This is a genomic window from Commensalibacter papalotli (ex Botero et al. 2024) (genome assembly GCF_947179115.1).
Lineage (GTDB): Bacteria > Pseudomonadota > Alphaproteobacteria > Acetobacterales > Acetobacteraceae > Commensalibacter > Commensalibacter papalotli.
On record NZ_CAMXCI010000001.1, the window covers coordinates 109,010 to 135,633 of the forward strand.

General features: G+C 37.0%; 26 protein-coding genes. 16 read left to right on the top strand and 10 right to left on the bottom strand.

Annotated elements, in window-relative coordinates:
- Window positions 1–60: 60 nt before the first annotated feature.
- The 4 genes from murJ to tsaD all read right to left on the bottom strand — a co-directional run bounded on the left by murJ (window position 61) and on the right by tsaD (window position 4,295).
- Complete coding sequence (gene murJ, locus QMN76_RS00470) at window positions 61–1,614, bottom strand: murein biosynthesis integral membrane protein MurJ (RefSeq protein WP_282023223.1); 1,554 nt, start codon at window positions 1,612–1,614, stop codon at window positions 61–63.
- Window positions 1,615–1,678: 64 nt separating this feature from the next.
- On the bottom strand, window positions 1,679–2,170 hold the full coding sequence (locus QMN76_RS00475) for a glutathione peroxidase (protein WP_034337639.1): 492 nt from the start codon (window positions 2,168–2,170) through the stop codon (window positions 1,679–1,681).
- Window positions 2,171–2,221: 51 nt separating this feature from the next.
- Entirely contained in the window at window positions 2,222–3,184 is a 963-nt protein-coding gene (locus tag QMN76_RS00480; RefSeq protein ID WP_034337637.1) for an NAD(P)H-dependent glycerol-3-phosphate dehydrogenase, read from the bottom strand.
- 10 nt (window positions 3,185–3,194) lie between these two features.
- Window positions 3,195–4,295: a tRNA (adenosine(37)-N6)-threonylcarbamoyltransferase complex transferase subunit TsaD gene (gene tsaD / locus QMN76_RS00485; protein ID WP_282023222.1), complete on the bottom strand. Its 1,101-nt coding sequence runs from the start codon at window positions 4,293–4,295 to the stop codon at window positions 3,195–3,197.
- A 57-nt stretch (window positions 4,296–4,352) separates the two neighbouring features.
- Between tsaD and hemC the strand changes: the two genes are divergently transcribed.
- Together hemC and QMN76_RS00495 are read left to right on the top strand one after the other, a co-directional pair.
- On the top strand, window positions 4,353–5,426 hold the full coding sequence (gene hemC / locus QMN76_RS00490; protein ID WP_034337634.1) for a hydroxymethylbilane synthase: 1,074 nt from the start codon (window positions 4,353–4,355) through the stop codon (window positions 5,424–5,426).
- Window positions 5,419–6,156, top strand: a complete 738-nt coding sequence (locus QMN76_RS00495; protein WP_051461879.1) for a uroporphyrinogen-III synthase — start codon at window positions 5,419–5,421, stop codon at window positions 6,154–6,156. The genes hemC and QMN76_RS00495 overlap by 8 nt, the downstream gene beginning before the upstream one ends.
- Before the next feature lie 8 nt (window positions 6,157–6,164).
- On the opposite strand, the gene secB is transcribed toward QMN76_RS00495, so the two are convergent.
- Window positions 6,165–6,692: a protein-export chaperone SecB gene (secB, locus tag QMN76_RS00500; RefSeq protein ID WP_034337631.1), complete on the bottom strand. Its 528-nt coding sequence runs from the start codon at window positions 6,690–6,692 to the stop codon at window positions 6,165–6,167.
- 281 nt (window positions 6,693–6,973) lie between these two features.
- Between secB and QMN76_RS00505 the strand changes: the two genes are divergently transcribed.
- From QMN76_RS00505 to QMN76_RS00525, 5 genes are all read left to right on the top strand, one after another.
- Window positions 6,974–7,675, top strand: a complete 702-nt coding sequence (locus QMN76_RS00505; RefSeq protein ID WP_282023217.1) for a Tim44/TimA family putative adaptor protein — start codon at window positions 6,974–6,976, stop codon at window positions 7,673–7,675.
- Window positions 7,676–7,698: 23 nt separating this feature from the next.
- Window positions 7,699–8,892 carry a murein transglycosylase A gene (gene mltA, locus QMN76_RS00510; protein ID WP_282023215.1) on the top strand — a complete coding sequence of 398 codons (1,194 nt, stop codon included), beginning with the start codon at window positions 7,699–7,701 and terminating at the stop codon, window positions 8,890–8,892.
- A gap of 57 nt (window positions 8,893–8,949) precedes the next feature.
- Complete coding sequence (locus QMN76_RS00515; RefSeq protein ID WP_051461984.1) at window positions 8,950–9,792, top strand: DNA-methyltransferase; 843 nt, start codon at window positions 8,950–8,952, stop codon at window positions 9,790–9,792.
- A 94-nt stretch (window positions 9,793–9,886) separates the two neighbouring features.
- Window positions 9,887–11,302, top strand: a complete 1,416-nt coding sequence (locus QMN76_RS00520; RefSeq protein WP_282023213.1) for a cytochrome c peroxidase — start codon at window positions 9,887–9,889, stop codon at window positions 11,300–11,302.
- A 95-nt stretch (window positions 11,303–11,397) separates the two neighbouring features.
- Window positions 11,398–11,997, top strand: a complete 600-nt coding sequence (locus QMN76_RS00525) for a Smr/MutS family protein (RefSeq protein WP_282023212.1) — start codon at window positions 11,398–11,400, stop codon at window positions 11,995–11,997.
- Window positions 11,998–11,999: 2 nt separating this feature from the next.
- On the opposite strand, the gene QMN76_RS00530 is transcribed toward QMN76_RS00525, so the two are convergent.
- A complete protein-coding gene (locus tag QMN76_RS00530) occupies window positions 12,000–13,073 on the bottom strand; it encodes a hypothetical protein (protein ID WP_282023211.1) in 1,074 nt (357 codons plus the stop codon).
- Between the two features lie 208 nt (window positions 13,074–13,281).
- Between QMN76_RS00530 and QMN76_RS00535 the strand changes: the two genes are divergently transcribed.
- The 6 genes from QMN76_RS00535 to QMN76_RS00555 all read left to right on the top strand — a co-directional run bounded on the left by QMN76_RS00535 (window position 13,282) and on the right by QMN76_RS00555 (window position 17,420).
- A complete protein-coding gene (locus tag QMN76_RS00535; RefSeq protein WP_282065604.1) occupies window positions 13,282–14,535 on the top strand; it encodes a cytochrome b in 1,254 nt (417 codons plus the stop codon).
- On the top strand, window positions 14,532–15,323 hold the full coding sequence (locus QMN76_RS00540) for a cytochrome c1 (RefSeq protein WP_282023209.1): 792 nt from the start codon (window positions 14,532–14,534) through the stop codon (window positions 15,321–15,323). The genes QMN76_RS00535 and QMN76_RS00540 overlap by 4 nt, the downstream gene beginning before the upstream one ends.
- Window positions 15,313–16,200 carry an S-methyl-5'-thioadenosine phosphorylase gene (locus QMN76_RS00545; protein ID WP_282023208.1) on the top strand — a complete coding sequence of 296 codons (888 nt, stop codon included), beginning with the start codon at window positions 15,313–15,315 and terminating at the stop codon, window positions 16,198–16,200. The genes QMN76_RS00540 and QMN76_RS00545 overlap by 11 nt, the downstream gene beginning before the upstream one ends.
- A gap of 23 nt (window positions 16,201–16,223) precedes the next feature.
- Complete coding sequence (locus tag QMN76_RS00550) at window positions 16,224–16,391, top strand: alpha/beta hydrolase (RefSeq protein ID WP_152534155.1); 168 nt, start codon at window positions 16,224–16,226, stop codon at window positions 16,389–16,391.
- A gap of 46 nt (window positions 16,392–16,437) precedes the next feature.
- Window positions 16,438–16,626 carry an RBBP9/YdeN family alpha/beta hydrolase gene (locus QMN76_RS10980; protein WP_152534187.1) on the top strand — a complete coding sequence of 63 codons (189 nt, stop codon included), beginning with the start codon at window positions 16,438–16,440 and terminating at the stop codon, window positions 16,624–16,626.
- 314 nt (window positions 16,627–16,940) lie between these two features.
- Window positions 16,941–17,420 (top strand): hypothetical protein, encoded by a 480-nt coding sequence (locus QMN76_RS00555; RefSeq protein WP_282023207.1) that lies wholly within the window; start codon window positions 16,941–16,943, stop codon window positions 17,418–17,420.
- 115 nt (window positions 17,421–17,535) lie between these two features.
- On the opposite strand, the gene QMN76_RS00560 is transcribed toward QMN76_RS00555, so the two are convergent.
- From QMN76_RS00560 to QMN76_RS00570, 3 genes are all read right to left on the bottom strand, one after another.
- Window positions 17,536–18,615, bottom strand: a complete 1,080-nt coding sequence (locus QMN76_RS00560; RefSeq protein ID WP_282023206.1) for an alkene reductase — start codon at window positions 18,613–18,615, stop codon at window positions 17,536–17,538.
- Window positions 18,616–18,698: 83 nt separating this feature from the next.
- Entirely contained in the window at window positions 18,699–19,286 is a 588-nt protein-coding gene (locus tag QMN76_RS00565) for a TetR/AcrR family transcriptional regulator (RefSeq protein ID WP_034337611.1), read from the bottom strand.
- 72 nt (window positions 19,287–19,358) lie between these two features.
- A complete protein-coding gene (locus tag QMN76_RS00570; RefSeq protein ID WP_282065605.1) occupies window positions 19,359–20,021 on the bottom strand; it encodes a dienelactone hydrolase family protein in 663 nt (220 codons plus the stop codon).
- A 274-nt stretch (window positions 20,022–20,295) separates the two neighbouring features.
- Here QMN76_RS00570 and groES point away from each other — a divergent pair, with 274 nt between their 5' ends.
- The 3 genes from groES (at window position 20,296) to QMN76_RS00585 (ending at window position 23,674) form a co-directional block, all read left to right on the top strand.
- On the top strand, window positions 20,296–20,586 hold the full coding sequence (gene groES, locus QMN76_RS00575; RefSeq protein WP_034337605.1) for a co-chaperone GroES: 291 nt from the start codon (window positions 20,296–20,298) through the stop codon (window positions 20,584–20,586).
- Window positions 20,587–20,654: 68 nt separating this feature from the next.
- Window positions 20,655–22,310 carry a chaperonin GroEL gene (gene groL / locus QMN76_RS00580; RefSeq protein ID WP_034337603.1) on the top strand — a complete coding sequence of 552 codons (1,656 nt, stop codon included), beginning with the start codon at window positions 20,655–20,657 and terminating at the stop codon, window positions 22,308–22,310.
- A 1,160-nt stretch (window positions 22,311–23,470) separates the two neighbouring features.
- The gene (locus QMN76_RS00585; protein WP_034337601.1) at window positions 23,471–23,674 is read left to right on the top strand and encodes a cold-shock protein; all 204 of its coding nucleotides are present in this window, start codon (window positions 23,471–23,473) and stop codon (window positions 23,672–23,674) included.
- A gap of 97 nt (window positions 23,675–23,771) precedes the next feature.
- On the opposite strand, the gene QMN76_RS00590 is transcribed toward QMN76_RS00585, so the two are convergent.
- Window positions 23,772–26,591 (bottom strand): ATP-dependent DNA helicase, encoded by a 2,820-nt coding sequence (locus QMN76_RS00590; protein ID WP_282023202.1) that lies wholly within the window; start codon window positions 26,589–26,591, stop codon window positions 23,772–23,774.
- Window positions 26,592–26,624: the final 33 nt, after the last annotated feature.

The following is a 26,624-nucleotide window of genomic DNA, read 5'->3' on the forward strand; positions in this document are numbered from 1 at the left end:
TTTAACTCGTCTAGTTCAGCAGTGAATGATCAACAATTTTCAAGATAAAATTGCTTTGTATTATTTTTTTAATATTCTCTTTGTAACTTTTGCAAAAAATTGCAAAAAGTTAATAACTCCGAAAATATGTAAAATAATACCGTACAATAACCCTCCTAAAGAGGTCAATAAAATCACAGAAAATAAGCGATATAAAATATTTTGTTCTGGAATTTCAACGAAACATAGATGCATTACGCTCATTAAAACCACACACATTAAAAGTGAGGCCACTGTCATAGCAGCGATTCGTTTCAACAATGAAAAAGGTACGGACAAAGCATCTCTTTTATAGAGCACAACAGCCAGTATAATGACATTGGTTATAGCTGCTAAACTATTAGCAAGGGGTGGACCCATATGGGCAAGAGGCTTCATAAAAATCAGATTAAGAATAAGGTTAAGAAAAATTGTAAATATTCCGATTTTAACCGGAGTTGTGGTATCTCCTCTGGCGAAAAATCCAGGTGAAAGGACTTTGATTAACACAAAAGCAGGTAATCCGATCGAATACATTTGTAAAGATTGCGCAGAATAATAAACATCTTTAACTGTGAAGGCGCCATGCCCAAATAAAGTCGAAATAATTGGAGTTGCAATACTGAATAATCCAAAAGCCGCTGGCAGGGTCAACAGTAAAGAATAATCAAGGGCTTTATTTTGTGCATCAAACGCTGCATTGGGATCTTTGTTATGAAGGGCTTTGGTTAAGATGGGTAAAAGGGTTGTTCCTGCTGCTGCACCTAAGACCCCGAGTGGAAGTTGATTGATACGGTCGGCAAAATACATCACGGAAACACTGCCTGCTGGCAGTAAAGTTGCAATAATTGTACTAATAGTTAAATTAATTTGAGTAATACCGCTTCCAACAATACCAGGAGCCATTTTTCTAAATAATTGGCGTATATCGTTGGTTAATTTTGGAAAACATATCCTTATTCGCATTCCCGCTTTGTGGGCTGCAAATAACAAAATACCTAATTGCACAAACCCTGATAAAGTAACGCCCCATGCTGCAGCCCAAGCAGCATTAGGCATAAAAGGGGTTAACCATAAAAGAGCTGCAATTCCTACTACGTTAAAGCTGACATAAGCCGCTGCTGCAACACCAAAACGATGAAGACTGTTTAAAACACCGGCAACCAATGCTGCTGCACAAATTAATACCATATAGGGAAAGGTAATACGACTGAGGGCAACCGCTTCATCATAACGCGCTTTGTCTACGGTAAAACCAGGTGCAATCACTCTTACAATTTCGGGCATAAAAATTTCAGCCAAAATTGTAATAATAACTAATAAAGTTATAAGAACACTAAATGCTTCATTGGCGAAACGTTGTGCTTCTTGTTGATTTTTTTTCGTTAATGTCGTGGTGAATAAAGGTACAAAAGCTGCGTTAAAAGCACCTTCACCAAAAAGGTTGCGAAACATATTGGGAAGGCGAAAAGCCACCTGATATGCATCTTGTAAAGAGCCAGCCCCTAAAAAAGCCGCCAAAAGTTGGTCTCTGACCAGCCCAAGTAGGCGGCTGAGCATTGTCCAGCTGCCCACAGTTAAAATATTTTTTAACATTCTTACCTTAACGAAATTGAATGCATTTGAGGATAGTTAATCTGTTAAGATTACATATTCTCTTTTAGAAATCATAACAAGTCCGTTCAACTGCATTAACAAATCGTTTAGAAGCAGGGCTGGTTATACTGGAAAAGCTTTTATAAAGTTTTCCTTGACGATTAATAACATATTTATAAAAATTCCAACGAGGTTTTGCAAGGATTCCGCCTTGTTCTGATAACCATTTGAACAAAGGAATTGCATCATTGCCTTTTACATGGCTTTTTTGGGCCAAAAGAAAGCTGATATTGTAATTATTATTACAAAAATTTTGAATATCTTCATTACTTTTAAATTCTTGATTCCCAAAATCCCCAGATGGAATACCAATAATTGTTAATCCCCAATGGCGATACATAACCCATAAATCTTGTATAGCTTCATATTGAGGTGTGAATTTACAATGTGAGGCTGTATTTATGATTACTAAAGGCTTACCGCGATAGTCATTTAAATTGAGGGTTTCTCCAGATTGCATCGTTAGGCTAAAATCATAAATAGTTTGTGTGGGCATTTTTGTTCCTTGGTATCGTCTAATATTATTATTTATTAGTTTAACAGAGTCTTATTCACTGCCTAGGGGTCTAGACATTAAAATATTTTGCGCCGTTTTAATAGTAATTTTCTTATTTAAAATATGGGTAACGGCTTCTATAATCGGGGTATTAACGTTATGCAGCTTGGCTCTTTGTAGGATTGCAGGGGCAGTGGTAACGCCTTCGGCAATGGTTGTTCTTTGTGATAAAATTTCTTCTAGGGTTTTCCCTTGTCCCAGCTCATATCCCAAGGAGTAATTTCTTGACCCTTGGCCTGTGCAAGTTAAGATCATATCTCCAACACCTGCCAAACCTGATAAAGTCATTGGTTCTCCACCAAGTCCAGTGCTCAATTTAGAAAGTTCGGAGATACCACGTGTAATAATTGAGGCTCTGGCATTTTCTCCGAGGCCTGCCCCCATTGCAATTCCAGATGCGATCGCAAAAACATTTTTTGCAGCGCCACCAATTTCGACACCAATAGGATCATTATTAGCATAGAGGCGGAACGTAGAAGTAGAAAGCTTATTGGCCAAATCTTGGGCAAGCTCTTGATCTTTAGAGGCAATTACACTTGCTGTGGGATAACCTTTAGCCACTTCATGAGCAAAGTTTGGACCCGATAAAGCCCCATGCTTACGGTGGGGATAAATTTCCTCCAAGATTTCCAAAGGAAACTTAAGGCTAGTTGTTTCAACACCTTTACAACAAGCAATCAGCGGGCCATGACCATCAGGAATATAAGGTAAAATAGAGCGCATATACTGTAAAGGAACAGTTAGAAAAACAATATCAGCTTGTTTTGGAAAAGCATTGCTTACGGTAATTGTTTCAGGGATTTCTATACAATTTAAACGTGATAATATATTTGTTTGAGGATCAGGAAGCTCTTTTCTGCTCCATAAATATACATTAGCACCTGTTCTGGCCATTTGCAGGGCAAGGGCTATTCCCCAAGCACCCGCACCAATAACAGCAATATTTATAGGCATATTATATCCTTTAAGAGTCAAAAATTTGTGACATTTCTGATAAAGGCCAACGTGGACGAGGCAACATAGAAATATCATCTATGACTTTATTGTTTTTGGCAGCTTGTTGCAATATTTCTATGGCTGCCCAACCAATCATAACTGCGTTATCAGTACAATATTTCATGGGGGGGGCAACAAAGGGCAGATTATATTTATTGGCAAGCTCTTGTATATGTTTGCGTAAATATTGATTGGCCGCAACCCCACCAGCAGTAGCTAGTAAGGTGCTGTTTGGAGAGGCTTTAATCGCGTTTTCTAAACGATTAATAATGGCACTGGTAATCGCTTTTTGAAAACTTGCGGCAATATTAGCAGCCAGCTTACGTGGAAGTGTGTCTATATTTTCATATTCTGTTAACAAATTCCCCACAGCAGTTTTTAACCCAGAGAATGAAAAATCACATCCTGGCCTGCCATATAAAGGGCGGGGTAAAGAAAATGTATTCTCATCACCTTCTTTGGCTAAAGCTTCTAATGCAGGTCCCCCTGGCCAAGATAACCCTAACATTTTGGCAACTTTATCAAAAGCCTCACCAGCAGCGTCGTCAATTGTCCCTCCTAGGCGATGGTAATCACCAATATCCTTCACGTGGATGCATTGGCAGTGCCCCCCAGAGGTTAAAAAGAGGAGATAGGGAAAGTGCACTTGATGTTCAGAAATATGGGGGATTCTCACGGTTAATGCATGAGCTTCTATATGATTAATTCCGATAAATGGAAGGTTTCGAGCCAAGGCCAACCCTTTGGCAAAGCTGCTGCCTACAATAACACCACCGATTAATCCAGGTCCACAAGTCGCAGCAACGGCATTAATGTCTTTCCAGTCGATATTTGCTTGATTTAATGTTTTTTTAACTAGATCAGATAAATGAGAAAGATGGGCTCTAGCAGCAATTTCTGGAACGACACCACCAAATTGAACATGTTCTTTTTGTGAATAAATCTGTTCTGCCAGCACTGTTCCATCTGAGCATACGATCGCACAGGCAGTATCATCACATGATGATTCTATTGATAGAATTATCATGTTGTTATTTGTTTTTACGTCACTTTGGTGTATGGATGGCATAATAAAGCATTTCTTTAGTTAAAAATAGTCACTATTAAAGCGTAAAGTAGATCTTAAATGAGCACGGATACAGTATTTAATATTTTTTCTAACTCTGCTTTGCAAGATATTGCAGCCAAAGCAGCTAATAAAGGGTTACAAGAAAATCATGATACGTATAAAAGAAAAGGCCTACCTTTGAGAGTTGGTACCAGAGGATCTCCGCTTGCCCTGGTCCAGACTCGTAATTTTCTTACAAGATTAACACAATTTTGTCCATTGTTACGAGAGCTAGGCGCATTTCAAGAGTTTCAAATTCATACCACTGGGGACAGAGTACAAGATCGTCGTTTAGCTGAAATCGGTGGTAAAGGTTTATTTTCCAAGGAAATTCATGAGCAGCTTTTGGCTGGAAATATTGATTTTGCTGTGCATAGTTTAAAAGATTTGGAAACAACCTTGCCTGATGGATTAGTCTTGGCTTGCACTTTAAAACGTCAAGATGCCCGAGATGCATTGATTGTTAATGCCAAATATCGGCCTATTGATGTGGATTATCCTTTTGATTGCTTACCCCGAGGCGCAAAAATTGGAACGTCTTCGGTGCGCAGGCAAGCTCAGCTTTTGCATATGCGTCCAGACTTGGAAATTGCTTTGTTACGCGGAAATGTTCAATCACGTATAGATCAAGTGACCGCAAATAAATATGATGCAACCTTTTTGGCGGCTGCTGGATTGCAAAGATTAGGAATGGAGGATCGTATTGATGTGTTACTAGATCCATCTGTTATGGTTCCATCTGCGGGTCAAGGAATTGTCGGCGTTACGGTTCGTGCAGCTGATGTTGAGCTCAGAGAAATGTTGGTTGCCATTGAAGATCAAGAAGCAAAAGCAGTTGCAACCGCAGAACGTGCGTTATTAGCCGAGCTTGACGGGTCTTGTCGTACACCAATCGGAGGTTATGCTCAATTATTACCTGTTGTCGCGGGTGGGGAACCAGAGTTGCATTTGGTTGGTTTAGTTGCCAGAGAAGATGGTTCGTTTTTACTTAAAAAAGAGATTAGCGGTTCACCTGATGATGCCGAGGCTCTGGGGCGTGAATTAGGCGAACAATTGCGCAAAGATAGCCCCTCTGATATTTTTGATGAATAAGCAAAAGCCCTTTTTGGTTATTACGAGGCCAGAGCCTGGTTTAAGTGAAACGGCACAAAGAGTAAGCCAACTAGGGTGGGAACCTTTGTTAATGCCTGTAATGATCATACAGTCATTGCCTATTGACTTTGTTACGATTGAAAATGTTCAAGCAATCATTTTTACCAGTCGCCAATCCATCACACCAATGACAGAGCAATTATCAATACAGAATATTGCGTATCAACAAATTCCAGTCTTTACGGTTGGGGATATTACCGCCAAAGATGCTCTGCAAGCTGGGTTTTGCAATGTAATTAGTGCTGACCAAGATGCTGTTGCTTTGGCCTCTTTAATTAAAAAAAAATTAAATCCTCAAGCAGGAAGATTACTGTTTCCCTGTGCAAAAGGGCAGGGGAAATTACTGATTGCGTTGCTTAAACAAGCTGGGTTTATCATTTCTTATTGTGAAGTATATCAAACAAGGCCTGTGAAAAATTTGTCTGCTGCGTTTTTACAAGCTTTAAAAGCAGATAAAATTAATAGTATTTTATTTTTCTCTTCTGAAACGGTGCGTTTTTTTCTTGAATTATTTCCAGAAAACTTACAAGGAAATTTAAAATTTATTCAAGCTGTGGGAATAAGTATCAAAACAAAATCAATACTTGAACGTGTTTCTTGGCGCTCTATTGAAATTCCCAGCTATCCAAGAACGGAAGAAATGCTCTCTTTGATAAAAGAGCATTCCTGAATCTGATATTATGCGTGACCAGCTTCAGTTTGTGTTTGAGCTGCTTGCTGTGCTTGTTTATTTTGCCACAAAGAGACAAAATCAATTGGTTGTAAGATAACGGGTGGGAAACCACCATCACGAGTTACATCACCAATAATATTACGAGCATATGGGAAAATTAAACGAGGAACTTCGACAAGTAGTATTGGCTCAATTAGTTCTTGAGGAGGTTCATTTAAAGTTACAACTGCGCAATAAACAAGCTCTGTAACAAAAACAGTGCGAGGTGTAATTTTATCTTTTCTTTCTGCTTCTGTTGCATCAACTTTAATAGAAAGACTAACCTCGTAAACACCCTCTTCACTCAGACGATTAGCATTTGCATCAATCGCAACAGAAATTTGAGGAGATTCTTCTAGGGTTGCAAAAATTGATGCACCATGAGGTACTTCAAAAGAAAGATCTTTGGTAAATTGAACATTTAAAGTCAGTGGAAGTGGTGGAGGTCCTTCTTCTAGATGAGAATCAGCGACATCATTCATTGTTTCAGACATAATTATCCTTTAAATTTATTGAACGTTATTCATTTTATTACTAAGAATTATACCATAATATTTAAAAATGATAAAAAATTAATATTAAAATTTTTATCATCATAAATAATAATACAACGCTTTGTTTTTATTTTTATATTTTATACGTAAAGATAAAATTAATTAAAAATAAATATGAATTTTTTTTGTAATGTGACAAATTATAAATATATTGTTAGTATAGATTTATAAATTAACGCAATTCTCTTTATCAGGAATTCATTAAGTTAACAGGTTTGAAAATGGATTTTGCTAATTTCCCAGTGGATATTATTATTCTGGCTTTAGTTGCTGGTTTTTTAATCCTACGCTTACGCAGTGTTTTAGGAAAAAAAACGGGCTTTAATAAAGAAGATAGAGTAGCCGCACCAACAAGTCGTTCATCAAATATGCAACAAGTGATGAGTAATAATCAGGACAAACCGACGGAGCCTGTGAAGCCCAAGGTTGAAGTTAATGTTCCTGCACCTGAAACAGAAGTTGGGCAAGCCCTTAGTAAAATAACGCAATTAGATGCATCTTTTTCAACACAAAAATTTGTTGATGGGGCAGAAATTGTTTTTCGTAAAGTGTTAACAGCCTTTTCTGCTGAAGATTTACCAGTCTTACAATCAATGTTGGTTGTAGATGCTTATAATGCATTTGAATCAGCAATTATCGCACGACGTAATCTTCAACAAAAACAAACGATTGAAATAAAATCTATTCACTCTATTACAATTAATAAAGCCCAAGTTATAGAGGATGCAGCGGTTAATCGTGCAATCATAGAGGTACAGTTTATTTCTAATCAAATTAATTGTACTTTTGATAAAGACAATAATCCTGTTACAGGGACGGAATCTGTTACAGAGTTCATTGATTTTTGGACCTTTGAGCGTTTATTAGGTGTAAATAGTCAAGGCATATCTTGGCGTTTAAAATCAGCACGTAGTGGTAATTAAATTAATTCTTTAAAGGGATAATTATGAAATCGTTTGTTCGTTTTTGTGCTTTGTTTTTAGCAGGTGGACTTGTCGCATGCGTACAAACTCAAGAGAATCTTTCTGACTTTTATCCTGTTTCATATCAGAATTTATCAGGTTGGGATAAAGAGAATTATAGCCAATTATTAACATTATTTCGTCAAAATTGTCAGCAAATTCAAAAATTACCTCCCAATAGATATTTGGGAGGGGTCAAAGGTTTGTTTGGCGGAAAAGCTCAAGATTGGCTTCCCGCTTGTAATGCGGCAATGACGATAAATATTTCTGATCCTGTACAGTCAAAACAGTTTTTTGAAACTTGGCTGCAACCTTATCAATATACATCATCAGGGCAAACAGGCAAAGTTACTGGCTATTATGAACCTGAGGTGCAAGGATCAACAGTTCGTTTTGGAGCTTATCAAACCCCAGTATATGCGAAACCCAGCGATTTAATTGCCAGAAAAAATACCGATGGGCAGGTTGATTATGGCGTTGTTAAAGATGGTATTTTGGTCCCCTATTATTCTCGTGCAGAAATTGATCGTGGCGCGTTAAAAAGTAAAAATCTTGAGATTGCATGGGTCAAAGACCCAATAGATTTATTTTTTATGCAAATTCAAGGCTCAGGAAGAATAGTTTTACCAGATGGTAATATTGTACGTTTGGGCTATGCGGGTAAGAACGGCCAACCCTATACAGCTTTGGGTAAGGTAATGATTGATCAAGGTTTACTGGATGCTCAATCTGTAGATATGTATTCTGTAAGATCATGGTTACATAGTCATCCAGATCAAGCTGTCGCGCTGATGGAACAAAATAAAAATTATGTATTTTTTCGAAGCTTAAAAGATCAAAACCCGAATACTGGGCCTATTGGGGCTTTTGGGTCTTCTTTGATTGCGGGCCGCTCTGTTGCTGTGGATAGACAATGGATACCACTAGGTGTACCTTTGTGGTTGGAAACGACAATGCCTACAACTGCAAATTCCCAAGGCAGATCGCCTTGGAAACATATGGTTTTTGCACAAGATATTGGTGGTGGTATCAATGGGATAAATCGTATTGATTTATTTACAGGATGGGGCAGTCAAGCCGCGTGGTATGCAGGGTTTATGAATGAACAAGGTAAAATCTTAATGTTATTACCGCGTCATTCTGAACAACAATCTTTGCCAGTAATGACGACAAAATAATCTTCTATTTAATGGTGAGGATTTAGGGTGTCTCCTAAAAAAATTAAAAAAATCGATATGGTGGTCGAGAGGGAAACTTCTCGGCCTTATAGTTTTAAGGTAGGTCAGCACACATTTGTGCGTGGCGATTGTTTAACTGTTTTAAAGAAAATGACAGAGGAAAGTATAGATGTCATTGTGACGTCTCCGCCTTATAATCTTGGTATAGCCTATAGTTCTTATAAAGATAAAAAAGAAGAAACTGATTATTTAGACTGGTTAGAGACAATTTGTGTCGAGATCAAAAGGGTTATGAAAAAGGATGGATCTTTTTTCTTAAATATTGCAGGATCTTCTTCTTATCCTTGGTTACCTTTTGAGTTGATGGTCAGGCTAAGACAACATTTTTACTTACAAAACCATATAGAATGGATCAAGTCTATTTCAATTGGTGAGGATAGCCATGGTCATTTTAAGCCAGTGCCAGGTAGCCGTTTTCTACATAGAAACCACGAACATTTATTTCATTTAACTAAAACAGGTAAAGTAACTTTGCAGCGTCTTAATGTTGGTGTTCCTTATAAGGATAAAACCAATATTAAACGCAGATCTCATGCTCATGATTTACGTTGTCGGGGGGATGTTTGGTTTATCCCTTATAATACGGTTCGAACAAAATCTGAAAAATTCAACCATCCGGGGACTTTTCCTGTAGCTTTGCCAGAAATGTGTTTGAGGCTTCATGGTAATTTGAAGCCTGTTGTATTAGATCCTTTTATGGGGACTGGTACGACTATATTAGCAGCAGACAAGTTGGGGGGACAGGCAATTGGGATTGATGTGGATAAAAATTATGTCAAAATAGCAATAGAAAGAGTAAAAATGTTACACTCAGATGGTAAAAATGGCTCTAAATTGTAAAGTTATTTGCAGAAAACGAAGCTTTTGATATTATCCCCACTGATTAAAATGTTTTGATTAAATAAATTTTTAGATATTCGATAGAAAGCTGATCATGAAAAAACTGATCCTAGCCATCATTGTTTTAGGCGCCGTAGTCTATGGTGGCACGACATTATATTTGTCTAGTTTTGACCGTAAAACAGCTCCTAGACTGGCTGAAAACTCACCTTCCCATTCAGATGCTGTGACAATGGCTGCTTTTGATGTATTAAAAGAAGCACGTTGTGATTATTGTCATGCTGAAAATGTTGAGTTACCTTTTTACTTTAAATTACCCATTGCAAGTAGTTTAATGGAACAAGATCGCTTTAAAGGGTTAAGAAATTTTCGTATGGAACCCGTTATTGCAGCAATTAATGAGGGTAAACCTGTTGGTTTAGTTGCGTTGTCACGAATTGAATTCGTAATGCAACGTAATTTAATGCCTCCTACATTGTACTTGATCATGCATTGGCATGCGCGTCTTTCCGAGCAACAACGTGATGATGTGATTAAATGGGTTCGACAAGAACGCCAAAAATATTATGCTACTCAAGGTGTTGCAGATCGTTTTGCTTCAGAGCCAGTACAACCTGTCCCTGAATCTGTGCCTGTTGATCCTAAGTTGGTTGTTTTGGGTAAAGAGCTATTCTTTGAAAAAAGATTATCAGGTGATAATACATTAAGTTGTGCAAGCTGCCATGATCTACAAAAAGGTGGTGTAGATGGATTAGTGACTGCAACAGGTATTTTTGGGCAAAAAGGGCCTATTAATGTCCCAACAGTTTACAATTCTGTTTTCAATCACAGTCAATTCTGGGATGGTCGTGCGGCTGATCTTGAAGAGCAAGCCGCAGGTCCTGTGATGAATCCATTGGAAATGGGATCAAAAACTTGGGAAGATGTTATTAATAAATTACGTCAAGAACCTTCTTATGAAAAAAGATTTGAAGAAGCTTTTGGAACGCCAGTCATTGATAAACAAAGAATTACTGATGCGATTGGTGCTTATGAAAAAACATTAATTACACCTGACAGTCCTTTTGATATGTATTTAAAAGGTGTGGACGGTGCTATTAATGCACAAGCAAAGCGTGGTTATGAGTTATTCAAAGAAAATGGATGTGCCAGTTGTCATAACGGTGTTGCCCTTGGTGGTGCTGCATATGAAGAGCTTGGTTTACAAAAAGATTATTTCGCTGATCGTGGTGGTAAATTAACTGATGCCGATATGGGTCGTTTTAATGTCACTCATAAAGACATGGATAAACATAGCTTTAAAGTGCCATTGTTACGTAATATTGCTTTGACAGGTCCTTATTTCCATGATGGAAGTGTAAAAACATTAAAAGAAGCTGTTGAAAAAATGTTGAAATATCAAACCCCTTATCATAAATTAACAGATCAAGAGGTTGATGATATTGTTGCTTTCTTAAAAACATTGACGGGTAAATACCAAGGCCAATCAATAGATAAGCTGGCACCATAACAAATAAAGATTTGTAAAATCGTTTAACCTTTCACTGGTTCACTGGTGAAAGGTTTTTTATTGGTTATGTTTAAAGAATTTAAAGGTAAAATAAATTGGCAAGAGGGCGACAGTTAAATAAAGAAGAACAATCATTATGGGATAATTTTGCCAATCGCATTAAAGGGATTCGTAAAGACACACCAAGGGAAACATCTATTGCTAAAGTGGCATTTCATGAGCGACCAGATAATAAAAAGAAATTATTAGCGAACGCTTATCGTTCACAAAGGCTTACTCAAACAGATAGTTTTATTCAGTATTATAAATTATTTAAGAAGAGACAAGAACAACCTCTTGAACACATAAGCTTTATAACAATAGGACAAAAGCAAGCAGGTTTGGATACGAATACTTGGAAAAAACTACATAAAGGACAAATGCAGCCTGAAAAGATTCTAGATCTTCATGGTTATACTGCACAACGAGCTTTTTTTGTCTTAGAAGAATTTTTAATTCGAGCACAGCGTAATAATATACGCTGTGTTGAAATTATTACTGGCATTGGAACTGGATATAAAGAGGGAGGCATCTTGAAACGAGAGCTCCCTTATTGGTTAAATCGTCCAGCGATTCAATCTTTGATCTTGGGAACAACTTATCCCGCACAATGGAATGGCGGGGCAGTCAGAATTTTACTTAAGCGTAATCGTTAAATTTATTGGCCAGGTGACCATTTTTGAAATTTAACAGATAACCAACGTTGGAGTGCCATTGTTGTAATAATAGGTGGACACATTTTACTTATCGTATCGTTACAAACAGGGTTCTCTTGTAATGTCATTTCCTCGCTTTTTGCTAAGTTAACAATTGCATTATCTTTTATAACTTTACCTGTATTTAAACGCCATTTAGCCAAGAGTGCAGATGGTGTTAGCATAGGAAGCATAACTGCAATATTCATTCGAGAAGCCAACGCAATCGCATTCCACGCATCAAATAACGTATTATCTGTTTTATAGTGATGTAGCTGATTATATAAATCAGCAAAGCGAGGGCCATATGTCGTCGAATTATCAAGAGAGAAAAAACTGTGTAGTCCGTCTTTTAATAAATCTGGTAAAGCCGCAATTGCTTGAGGAGTGCTCAGTTGCAAAGCGTCAACATCTCCTTTTTTCAAAGCCTTCACTGCGGTTGAAAAATCAGTTAATCCTTCAACGGGAATCGTATTTATCTTCAGTAACTCAATGCCCAGTAAAGTAGGTAGCTCACGGCCAATAATAGACGATACGGCAACTTTCATAGATCTATTTTTCAAAAGATCTGGAATAGAATTATGGAAAGGTTGACGAGCTATGGTGATTGACGGTGAAAGGCTGCATAAAACAGGGATCCACCGCTCGCAATCAAAATGGACACGTTTATCACCAGACATAGAGGCTATAAATGTATTTCCAGAAGTAATAAAAGCTGTATTTCCATCAGGTGTTGTTCTGGTATCGAACAAGTTTGCTCCTGTTACCCCATCATAACCAGTGGTGAAATGTACAGGTAAGGGGGTGTCTTCTTGTAAACTAGTCGCAAAAGCAGACGAAAGTTGAGATGCCCAAGAACCGAGTTCGCTTTTTTCGGGTCCTCCTACTAAAAAAGAAAAATCGTCATCTTTATGAGTTTTGATAGAGGTCATAGGCAAAGTTTCATTGGCATTCGCTTGTAATATACCAGTGGTTAGATCTGCTCCTGCTAGGGAAAGAAGACGAAAAAATTGACGTTTAGTTACCGATAATGGCATTCGAGTAGTATTTCTTTGTTAGTGTTTAGGTTGATGAAAAAAGGGTGTGGCAATTATGAAAGATTTTAGACTTTCTTTAAAGGTTTTTTTTACTTAATTTTATTTTCCATATAAATATAGCAATATAAAGGCAAAACTATTTCAAAAAAATGGTTTTATGCCTAGAATTAGTAAAGTTTATCATATCATTTGATGCAAAGTGGTTGTAATGTCTCAAACCTCTAAACCCTGTCCAGATCAAGACAAACAAAAAAAAATCAATAAAAAAACAATTTCACAATGGATTGAAGAACGATTACCTGTTTTTTCAATGATTCAACGTGAGTATATTCGGTTTCCTATGCCGCGTAACTTAAATATTTGGTGGACATTTGGAGCTGTGCTTACGGTTGTTTTAGTATTAATGCTGGCAACGGGTATATTTTTAGCCATGTCTTATACACCCTCTGCTGAGGGGGCTTTTGCATCTATTGAAATGATAGAGAGACGTGTGCCCAGTGGGTGGTTGTTAAGATCATTACATATGGCAGGATCTAATTTATTTCTTGCTTTTTTATATTTACATATTTTCAGAGGATTATATTACGGTTCTTATAAAAATCCCAGAGAATTAGTTTGGTTTTCGGGATTGTTCTTAATGCTCATGGTGATGATGACGGCATTTGCTGGGTATATTCTACCATGGGGGCAAATGTCTTATTGGGCTGCAAATGTTGTTATCCAAGCCATTTCTTCTATTCCTTGGATTGGGGAAGGGTTGGCTCATTGGTTAATGGGTGGCAGCTCACCAAATGATTTAACATTGCATCGGTATTTTGTATTACATTTTGTCATGGCCTTTTTAATTATTGGGGTTGTGTTTATTCATGTAGTTTGTCTGCATTTCGTTAAATCAAATAATCCCAAAGGAATTGAACCGAAGACTAAAGAGGAAACCTTACCTTTTTATCCTTATTATGTAGCCAAAGACGCGGTTGTTATTGTTGTTTCTTTGTTATTACTAATTTTGCTGGCTTTCCTTTTTCCTGACCTATTAACGAATAGTGAGAACTATACCCCAGCTAATCCTTTGGAAACCCCTGCGAATATAGCCCCTGAGTGGTATTTCTTACCTTTTTATGGAATCTTACAATTAATTCCTTTTAAATTTTTAGGGTTGGTTCTATCTGCGGGTTCATTACTTATTTTATTTGCTGTGCCATGGCTTGATAGATCATCGATTAAATCCGCGACATATCGTCCCCTATATCGCTTATCATTATTTATCTTGTTAATAGCTTTTGTGATTTTGGGTATTGTTGGGAAATATCATACACATGGTGGGTTAATTTGGTTGGGTAGACTAGCGTTGCTATATTATTATTTACATTTTTTAATGATTTTGCCATTTTCACATCGTTTTGAATTAAAACGAATATTACCAGTCTCTTTGTTAGATGATGATAAAGGGATTAAATCATGATACAAATTACTCGCAAGCTTACTTTTAAAGCCATTGGGCTATTGATTGTGATGTTTTCTTTGAATGTTGCTGGATATGCAGAGAGAGTAGCAACTGATAAAAATTCCTACCCAAAATATCCTTGGAGTTTTTCAGGTATCTTTGGATCTTATGATTTATCTAGCGTGCAAAGAGGATATCTTGTTTATCGTAAAAGCTGTGCCTCTTGTCATTCTACAGAGTATATGCGTTATGCTGATTTACAGCAGATGGGGTTAACACTGGACCAAATTGATAAAATGGCGAAAACAGATCAAATTCTGGATGGTAAAGATGCGCAAGGCAAAGACCATTATCGCCCAGCAACTGTTGTTGATTATATCCCTTCGCCATATGTGAATAAGTTAGTGGCACAATCTGTTAATATGGGAAAAGTGCCTTTGGATTTATCCAGATATGCCATGACTGTTGATGGTCAAGCAGATTATATTATGGCGATCTTATTAGGCTATACAAAGCCTCCCGCAGATTTTAAGCTTGATCAGGATGGACTATATTATAATCGATATTTTCCTGGCCATCAAATTGCCATGAGGCCTCCATTGGTCAAGGGGGGTGTTCAATATACGGATGGTACGAATACAACGATTGAACAGCAAGCCAAAGATGTGACTACATTTTTGAGTTGGACAGCGCATCCACATCTGATAGAACGTCATCGTATTGGGATTATGGCCCTGATTTATGTGGCCTTTATTGCTGTCTTAACCTTTATTATAAAACGAAAAGTTTGGTCTAATGTCAAATAAACAAACACATGCTCAACCAGTTATTGGGATTATTGGTGGTTCTGGCCTGTATGATATTTCAGGATTAACCGATCAACAATGGGTCAAAGTGGAAACACCATGGGGCGATCCATCTGATGAGTTGTTGATGGGAAAACTTGAAGGGGTTTCTTGTGTATTTTTACCTCGTCACGGTCGTGGGCACGTCATTTCCCCTACAGAGGTCAATTACAAAGCCAATATTGCAGCGATGAAAAAACTGGGTGTTACTGATATTGTTTCTGTGTCTGCGGTGGGATCGTTAAAAGAGAAGTTGGCTCCTGGAACTTTTGTGGTGGTGGATCAAGTGATTGATCGTACTCGCCTAAGAGATAAAAGCTTTTTTGGCACAGGATGTGTTGCGCATGTTTCTTTGGCCGATCCTTTTTGTGATAGAATAGGACAAATATTATTTGATAATGCCAAAGAATTAGGATTATCGGTGGTTAAAGGGGGGACTTACCTTGTGATGGAAGGACCTCAGTTCTCTACTCGTGCAGAAAGTAATCTCTATCGTTCATGGGGAGCATCAGTAATTGGCATGACGAATATGCCAGAAGCTGCTTTGGCTCGTGAAGCAGAGATTTGTTATGCAACCGTGGCAATGGTGACGGACTATGATTGTTGGCACGAAGACCATGATGCTGTAAGTGTCGAGGCTGTGATTAAAACATTAACAGCCAATGCCAGCAATGCACGTTCTTTGGTTGAAAAAATCATTCCTAGTTTAGGAAAGCAAAGACCGGATTGTTCTGCTGGATGTGATCACGCATTAGAATATGCGTTAATGACAGCACCGCAAAAACGTGATCCTAAACTGGTAGAAGATTTAAAAACGATCGCTGGACGAGTTTTATAAAAAATAGAATAGGAAAACCATGAATGAATAAGCAAAATTTTAGAAATAAAAACGTAGTTATCGTTCATGGTTATGCAGCTCCATCTCAGTCACATTGGTTTCCTTGGCTAAAGGAAACTTTAGAAAGCCAAGTTGCTGTCGTGACTATTGCTTGTATGCCCAACTCATCGACCCCTGACCCTGTGGAGTAGTTACAATATTTAGGACAACCTCTCTTTACCTTTAGATGAAAATACTATTTTTATAAGTCATAGTTTAGGGTGTGTCAGCGTGCTTAACTTTGTAAATAAATCCTGTAAAGAGATCGATAGAATAGGGGGGTATATATTGGTTTCTGGTTTCACTGAACCATTAGAAACACTTCCATTTTTAAAAAGACATACAGATAGTAAGTTAGATTATAAGGCTTTACTATCCTTCACATAGCAGCGCGTTTCTATAATTTCTTCGAGTGATGAAATTGTTCAGCCAAAGCTTTTTGAAAATTTAGCCATAATACTTAAAGCACAGATCGTTTATGTTAAAAATGCTGGCCATTTTCTTGATAGGGATGGATATAAAGAATTTGCTAATATTTTGCCAATTTTAGAAGTTAAGTGATATTAATACGAAACAAATTATCAAAGGTTGTTTCTCTGATAAGTTTTAAGAGTTCTTTATCGGTCACAAAGTTGATATGAATAAAGATACTGTAAACTATTTTTTTGATAATATAGCGAGTGTTTACAGGATAGAGCTTAATGGTTCGTTTTGTTATAATGTTTACTTTTAGTTTGATGCTATCGTCTTATGCTTTGGCAAAATCACCCAAATTATCTTCTTATCAGGTCGAAGAAATTTACCAAGGTAAAAATCATCCTGCGCAACAAGGTGACGAATATCGTTCTACCACCCTTGAGCAAGTTTTGAACAGTAAAAAAGTTAATTGTGCTGGCCACTATATTATTTATATGGATAGTTGTGGGACAGGCGGTTGTATTCTATATGCTATTGCAGATGCTATAACAGGAAAAAACATTGCCATTTTTCCAACCAGTTATATAGGAGACGTCGAGGATCAATATACGCCCAAGATTGATTGTAAAGTGAATAGTAAACTTATTCATGTTTCTGGAGTAAATGCAGAAAGAACAAATCAATATCAGGATGATTATTTTATCTTGGAAAATAATCGACTTGTCAAAATAACTGGAGCGAATAAAGTTATTCGAAGTGAATAAAATTGGTTAAAATTGCAGGAAAAATAAAAAAAGCTCTTCTTACATTACGTCAGAAGAGCTAAAGAATGGGATCATTTAACATATATTAGATTATATGGGGTGAGTTTTTTTAATTTCAATAGTCGGTATACCCTTTTTTTCCTTGAGTGAACCATGTTTCAGCATCATCAGGTGTAAATGGAATATCGTTTCTTATTTTATTCACAAGATCAGGATTGGAAATATAAGGGCGTCCAAATGCAACGCCGTCTGCTTGGTTATTTTCCATTATTTTTTTTGCAGATGCGCCATTATAAGAACCATTAATGATGAATGGGCCATTAAAATTCTTTCGCATCGCAGGGGCGATTGGTGAATGTAAGTCATCGTCAGTTAAATCCGCCATGATGAAATTATTCTCACCTGGTCTTGGTTCACGCACCTCTAAAAAATTAATTTTTGCATTGCTCATCGCTTGTGAGGCTGCAATAAATAGGGGTTCTGGATTGCTATCAAAAACACCTTGGATAGGTTCGTTAGGTGACAATCTAACTGAGGTCCGGTCTGAACCAACTGCTTGGCAAACAGTGTGAGTTACTTCCGTCAGTAGGCGAATTCTGTTTTCAATGCTTCCGCCATAATCATCAGTTCTGAGATTTGTACTATCTCTTAAAAACTGATCAATTAAATAACCATTTGCAGCGTGAATCTGAACACCATCAAAGCCTGCTTCCATCGAATTTAAAGCAGCTTGACGATAGTCTTGTAGTAATCTTGGGATTTCTGCAACTGGTAATGCTCTGGCTTGTTCAAGCGGTTTTTTACCTTCATAAGTGTGTGTATGGCGAGGTGATGTTGTCGCGGAAGCAGAGATAGGTGAGGGGTGAAATGAAGGATGAACTGTTCGACCCATATGCCAAATTTGACAAATGATTTTTCCACCTTCTTCATGAACGGCTTTTACAATAGGCTTCCAAGCTTCAATTTGATCCTTATTCCAGATCCCTGGTGTATATGGCCAACCTAAACCTTCTTGTGAGATGCCTACACCTTCGGAAATAATCAACCCTGCACTTGCACGTTGTCGATAATAGTCAACCATCAAAGGTGTGGGAATATGTTCTTTACTCGCACGTCCTCGCGTCATAGGAGCCATGATAATACGATTTGATGCATGAATTGCGCCCAACTGAATAGGGTCAAATAGACTTGGCATAACGATAATTTCCTTTTTTGAAATATATTAAAAGTAAGTTAACAAAAAATAGACCGGTCGTCTATACTTTTATCAAAGTATTTTTATTTTTCCAAAATATTCATTGTATAACGAAGTGCAATTTTGAAGGGGTGTTTATTTCTTTGGATTTTTGTAAGTAAACTGGCTCCAAGCCATTGTTGATATAATTCTTGTGCTGTTAAATCAGGATTTAGATGATCGGGTATTGAGCCATCTTGTTGGCCTTTATATATGACGCTGGCGATTAAAGTTAGAACTTTATCGATGCCTTTACAGAATTCATGACGCATTGCTTCAGAAAAATCAGCTACCTCAGAACTTAATTTTACAACCAAACATCGACCTTCGTAATCATTATTGCATTGATTTTCATTCCAATTTTCCCAACAGCTCAATAAACGTTCTTTACCCGATAGATCAGGAGTATTAAATAATGTAGAAAGGTGAGTTGTATATTGATCCATATAATATTGAATAACAGCAACGCCGTAATCTTCTTTAGAGTCGAAGTAATAATAAAATGACCCTTTAGGAATCCCTGCTTTTTTTAAAAGTTCAGTTAGTCCAACATTGGTAAATCCGTGGCTCGCAAAGATTTCTTGTCCAGTTTTTAAAAGTAAATTTTTTTTATTATTAGGTATAGAGTTCATAATTATTTGAGATCTTTTTATTATTAGTTTAAGAAGCACTATAAGTGTAAATATTGCGCTTAATGTTGAGTTTTATAAGTTTTTTGCAAAAAAATCTAAAGTTCTTTGTTGAGCTAATTCATAAGCTTCTTTGTGAAAACTTGCACGTGCTTGGCATCCAAAACCATGATCGGCATTTTTATAAACATAAATATCGACATCATTATAGGTGCGTTCGATTTTTTCAATCGCATCCAAAGGAATACTGTGATCAAGCTCGCCAAAATGCATTTGCACAGGGCAATGATGAGGATGATCAAGTAATGAAGGAATCATCGCTCCATACCAACAGCTTGCTGCGGAAAAGAGTTTTGTTTCTGTGGCCGCGCGCCAACTTATGCTGCCACCCCAGCAATATCCTACGATGCCTATTTTGTCATAATTCAGATGCTGAGCCGCGGCAATAATATCCAACAAGGTTTTTTCAGGTTCAATTTTTTTTCTTAATTCGATCCCTTGCTTCATATCTTCTGCTTCATAACCCAGTGAAACATTGCGTTCAGCCCGGTCAAATAAAGCAGGGGAAATAATATGATAGCCATGTTTGGCAAAATTATCGCAAACATCACGAATATGAGGATTAACCCCAAATATTTCTTGTAATACAACTAACCCAGCCAAAGGCTTTGCGGGGATATGCTCATAAGCATTTAAAATATGCTGATCAGAAGTTGTTAATTGAATATCACGTTTCATAAATAAAACCCTTACTCTGTAATATAATGCGTAAAAATTAAGAATAATATAGATTATTCTAAGATATGTTTCAAATGATGGTTTTAATGAGAATTTGTGGCTGAAATAGATTTAAATTTTCTTGACAATGTCTTAAGCAATACATAAATTAAACAATGAAATATCAATTTATATTATTGATATATCTTGGAGTAACGCGGCAATACGCGCGTAGTTAAAACCCATAATGCTGCTTTCATAGAAGGGCATTATATAGAAATATGGAGCGATCCAAATGACGAATTTTCGTCCTCTACACGACCGTGTGGTCGTTCGCCGTTTAAATGGTGAAGAAAAAACTGCTGGTGGTATTATCATTCCAGAAACAGCAAAAGAAAAGCCTCAAGAAGGTGAAGTCGTTGCCGTAGGACCTGGTGCTCGTAACGAGCAAGGTCAAATTGTTGCCCTCGATGTTAAAGCTGGTGACAAAGTATTGTTCGGCAAATGGTCAGGCACAGAAGTAAAAATCAATGGTGAAGATCTTCTGATCATGAAAGAAAGCGATATTATGGGGATTGTTGGTTAATTCCACAATTCTATCAATAAGTGATTAGCTTTATTTTTGACTTTATACTTTAATTGGAGAAATGAATTATGGCAGCCAAAGATGTAAAATTTGGTTCTGATGCTCGTCAACGTATGTTGCGTGGTGTTGATATCCTTGCTGATGCAGTAAAAGTAACATTAGGTCCAAAAGGGCGTAACGTTGTTCTTGATAAAAGCTTTGGTGCACCTCGCATTACTAAAGATGGTGTATCTGTTGCTAAAGAAATCGAACTTGCTGACAAGTTTGAAAATATGGGCGCACAAATGTTGCGTGAAGTTGCTTCTAAAACCAACGATATTGCTGGTGATGGTACAACAACAGCAACCGTATTGGCTCAAGCAATCGTTCGTGAAGGTTTAAAATCAGTTGCTGCTGGTATGAATCCAATGGATTTAAAACGCGGTATTGATAAAGCTGTTGGCGTTGTTGTTGAAGAACTACAATCAAAAACAAAAAAGATTTCTACACAATCTGAAATTGCTCAAGTTGGAACAATTTCTGCAAATGGTGAAACAGAAATCGGCGAAATGATCAGCAAAGCCATGGAAAAAGTTGGCAAAGAAGGCGTGATCACTGTTGAAGAAGCAAAAGGTCTACAAACAGAACTTGATGTTGTAGAAGGTATGCAATTCGATCGTGGATATATCTCTCCATACTTTGTAACTAATTCAGAAAAAATGACAGCTGATTTAGACAATCCTTTAATCTTGATCCATGAAAAGAAGTTATCTTCTTTACAACCTATGCTTCCATTATTGGAAAGCGTTGTTCAAAGTGGTCGTCCATTATTGATCATTGCTGAAGATATCGATGGTGAAGCATTAGCAACTCTAGTTGTTAACAAATTACGTGGTGGTTTGAAAATCGCTGCTGTTAAAGCTCCTGGTTTTGGTGATCGTCGTAAAGCAATGTTGGAAGATATTGCTATTCTTACTGGCGGACAAGTTGTTAGTGAAGACCTTGGCATTAAACTTGAAAGCGTTACTTTGAAAATGCTTGGTAATGCTAAAAAAATTCATATCGACAAAGAAAACACCACCATTGTTGAAGGTGCTGGTGATGCTGATCAAATTAAAGGTCGTTGTAACCAAATCCGTGCACAAGTTGAAGATACAACTTCTGACTATGACCGTGAAAAATTACAAGAACGTTTAGCTAAATTAGCTGGTGGTGTTGCTGTTATTCGCGTTGGTGGCTCTACCGAAGTTGAAGTGAAAGAACGTCGTGATCGCGTTGATGATGCTTTACATGCAACTCGTGCTGCTGTTGAAGAAGGTATTGTTCCTGGTGGTGGTACAGCACTTGCTCGTGCATCATTGAAACTTGCTGAAATTGCATCTCATACCAATGATGATCAACGTGTTGGTGTAGAAATCATTCGTCGTGCATTGCAAACGCCATTACGTCAAATCGCAGAAAACGCTGGTGAAGACGGTGCTGTAATCGCTGGTAAAGTTCTTGAAAATAACTCTTATAGCTTCGGTTTCGATGCTCAAGAGGGTGAATATAAAGATCTTGTTCAAGCTGGTATTATTGATCCAACCAAAGTTGTTCGTACAGCATTACAAGATGCAGCATCTATTGCTGGTCTATTGATTACAACCGAAGCTATGGTTGCTGAACGTCCAGAAAAGAAATCTGACGCTGGTGCAGGAATGGATGGTATGGGCGGAATGGGTGGTATGGGCGGAATGGGCTTCTAGTCCAACGTTAATACCCTTATTAGCTTGATAAATAAAAAGAGGGACGCCTCTTAAAGTTAAAAACCGCTACTTTTCAAAAGTAGCGGTTTTTTATTATGGATATGTGTATTTGGGGCTGCGTTAATTATTTAAGAACTAAGTCATACCAAACAGGTTTTTCCAGTATTATATCTATAGAGTTGATAAATTGTTTATTTCAAAAGGGCTTTTAATAATATGGATTCTAATATATTTCAAATATAGATAAATATTAAGATATCGTTTTGATGATGCTAAGCACGCTAAATATAATATTGAAAAAATAACAAAACCAAAAGTCTTTATCTTAGAAAAAACCGTAGTTGATATTAAAGTTAATTTATTAGGCAATATATTTTAATATAGTTATAAATGTTTGGTTAAATTCGGATATTATGTATCAAATTTTAACTGGATAGCGTGATTTATTAGGTGTTCTGATAAGTATATATGCTTATAGTATGATTCTTTATACTATTACCTCGTACCAATGTGATCAAAAGCAAATTAATGGTGATTAGCTGCTAAATGATATTAAATAAGTTTAAACCCGCATTATTTTATTAAATATAACTTCTTATAATAGTCATTACTTACTTTAAGATATGTTATATCTTTTATACTATCTTTTATTGTATAATTATTTTTTAATTACTTTTATTTTTAGACTAATTTTTTTTGGTTATTTTTATGTGATTTATAGTTTAAGAATGATTTGAAGAAACAATTTCAACTATAAGTGACTAATATTCTATTAAAAATAAATAATATTATTAATTTATACAAAAAATTAGAAGATTTAGAGTTCGAAAATATGAAATTAAGTTTTCCTTTAATCAAATTATTTTAAATGTCACTGAAATAACGAACTAGTCCTTTGTTAATAAAAAATTAACTTTTTATTAATAATCAATCATTCAAAATTAATATTTGATTAAATAATTTATTTTTTTTACATATTTTTGCATATTTTATTTGACACAAAGACCCTTTTCAGTGTCAAATGTAACTCAGAAAGGATTATTATAATTCTTTCGTACAAAGTAAATAAGGTTGTAAAACTTTATTTAGATATTTTAACTCTGATATCAGGTCTGTTTTTCAAGGGCTTGATTCTCTAATTGATAAAGGATCCGCGGTTAATGCAAACTGGAACCGTGAAATGGTTTAATCCTACAAAAGGATTTGGTTTTATTGTACCTGAAGAAGGTGGTAAAGACGTTTTCGTTCATATCACTGCAGTTCAGGCGGCTGGTTTACGTGATTTGAAAGAAAATCAACGTGTAAGTTACGATATCGTGACAGAGCGCGGTAAAGCTGCTGCAGCTAACTTAAAGCCTTTGTAAGGTTTAAAGCATTAGATTACTGGTATTAGAGTAAGCTCGTTTACCGTAAGCATACCGGTTCTTGTAAAAGAGCCGGTTTTGTCGTTTTAATAATCCTTCAACTAATATCTTGATAAAATTCATGAATAGATGTTATTGCATCTTGTAATGCGATTCGTACAATCGGCACGTCAGGAGGAAATGCAGAAAGCATTTTAGTGGGTGTGCGGCGGTCCAAGATAACGAAAATACCACGGTCCGTTTGTGTCCGTATTAATCGACCGAAAGCTTGCCTCAAGCGTAGGCGAACTAATTGTTCGTCATAAAGATTCGGATTTTCTGGGTAAAAATACTTACGTCTTTCTCGGTGCAGGATATCAGGTCGAGGCCATGGTATTTTTTCAAAAACAACTAATCTCAAAGCGTCCCCTGGGATATTAATTCCATCACGCATAGCATCTGTTCCCAATAAACATGAATGTGGCTCTGATTTAAAGAGCTCTATTAAACTGTTGTTATTCATAGGGTCGACGTGTTGAGCAAACAAAGAAATATTTTTTTCTTCAAGGGGCTGAATGATCCGTTGCTGCACGGCTTTTAAACGTTGTATAGCCGTAAATAATCCTAGGGCTCCGCCTTTGGAAGCTACAAAAAGATTGAGATAGGCATGTGCTAGATTGCTAATAGAATGGCTGTTTATATCATTAATAATATAAATACGTGCTTGTTTGGAATAATCAAAAGGACATGCAAGCGACGCCCGAATTGGGGCAAGAGGTAGATGCGGGGTGCCAATACGTTTTTCCGCAGCTTGCCAAGTAGCTTCAGTATCATGATGGCTATCGTCTCTGAGTGTAGCAGAGGTTAATATCATACCGTGGGCATAATTTGATATGGTTTTCATAAAAGGGAAGGTGGGGTCTAGCCAATGATGAAAAATACCAATATCCAAAATACGTGTGCCAACTTTATCCATTTTCAAGAATGTTACATGAGTTTGTTGCTGTTGTAGATTTTTGTTGGGTTGATCCAATAGGTTTAAGATATCTACCCATACACTCAATGGATTAATAGCACGTCGTTCAAGTGAGCTCATCGTGGTTTCAATACGATCTTTAGTGTATTTATCCAGCGTATCGATATCAGCTTTTAATTTATGCTCCAGCGTTTGGATAAATTGAGTTAAAGGGGTTAAAATTTGAAGAAAATATTCAGAGAGAATAGATGCTTGTTCTTGAAGTTGTGGCAGAATAGGGAATAAATCACATTCGTTTTGATCATAATATTCTGGCATAGGAATAGGGGAAGCATTTTTCTGAGAGCGCGCTTTAATTTGTGTATATACTAAATGGAAAAAATATTCAGTTGGGTTGCTGTTCGGAATATGTCGATCATCAAGCTCTGTGGAAAAATGTGAAGACCAGTTCAAGACAGGTAAGGCATGTGTGGCTTGTAAGATAGCTTCAAGTAAATTTTCAAGCTTATTATCGCCAACAATAACGTCGTGTATCCGTTTTTTTAACCCTTTAGAGCGAGTTTTGTTGCCTTCATTACCCAGCAACCATCGGCGAAGTTCACTGGTCTCTAGCATTGAAAATGCAACAGAATAAGCGCTATCGGTTGCGTCTAGTAAATGATGGGCTTCATCAAAAATAAAACGTGTGGGAAAGCTAGATTGTTCAGCAGAATCGTTATTTGCTTGCCAAGAGATATGCTGCATCACCAAAGCATGGTTGGCAATAACGATATCTGCGCTTTGTGCTTTATGAATAGAATGCTCAACAAAGCAGCATTGATAATGTGGGCAGGCTCCGTGAATGCATTCTCCTCTACGCTCAGCCAGTTGATAAAGTAACCTTTCGTTAAACAGATCATTAAACCAGTTGGGTAAATCGCCACCAAATAAATCACCATCGTTACTTTCTTCGGCCCAACGGCAGAGTAGAATAAGTCCAATTTTATTTCTATATTGTTGTTGAGGTAAAGTATTAAGATATTCCTCTAAGTTCAATAAACATAGATAATTTTCCCGTCCTTTGCGCACGACAACGTGCTTATTTTTTTCTTCTTGGTCGGGATAAAATCTTGTAAATTCGTCCTCGATTTGACGTTGAAGATGTTTGGTATAGGTATTAATCCAAACAGATCCTTCATTTTTTTCTGACCATAACGTAGCAGGAGCCATATAACCCAAAGTCTTTCCTGTCCCTGTTCCTGCTTCGGCCAAGACAACATTAGGGCATTCTTGGTGATTGCGTGCGGCAAAGGCTGCTCTGGATATATCGGCAAAGTCGATTTGTCCTATTCGAGTTTCGGCATCTGGCCCCAAAAGATTTGATAAACGTTGTAATGTTTCTTTGCGTTCTAATGGCAATTGCCTTGGAGGTGGGCGAGGTGGGGTATCTTGCCATTTAGGCAGATTGCGCCATATTTTGAGACTATCATTAGGTTGCAGATTTTTGGCTGGGATCGGTAAAGTTATCTTTAAAACATCCAGAATTAAAGGTGCCCATTTCCATTGTGCGTAAAATAATGCTGCACCTTGGGCTTGAAGAGATTCCGAAGGAAAGTGCAGTTGCTTTTCTTGTAATAATTGAGCAAGATGCTGAATAATAGTAAGAAGAAAATCTGCTTCTACAGGGGTTGGACAAGGAATACCCAGTGACTTAGCTATGCTTTGAGGGGTAAAGCCCAACGATTTTGTTGGATAAATAAATGCGGCCAGCTCTAAAATATCGAACCATTCATGTGGATTGATATGTTTAGGAGAATGTAATTTGCGATAGGTTATGGGGGCATGAATGACAAAAACAGCCGGTTCTTTACTGATTTTATTTATAGTTTGCTCTATAGATAAGTCGAGGATTTCTCCTTCAGATGTTAAAAGAGAGCATTGATGTTGATGGATCGTGAGTGCTGAATATTTGTCTAAAAACATTTTTTTACTAACAGTTTAAGAATATATGATGAT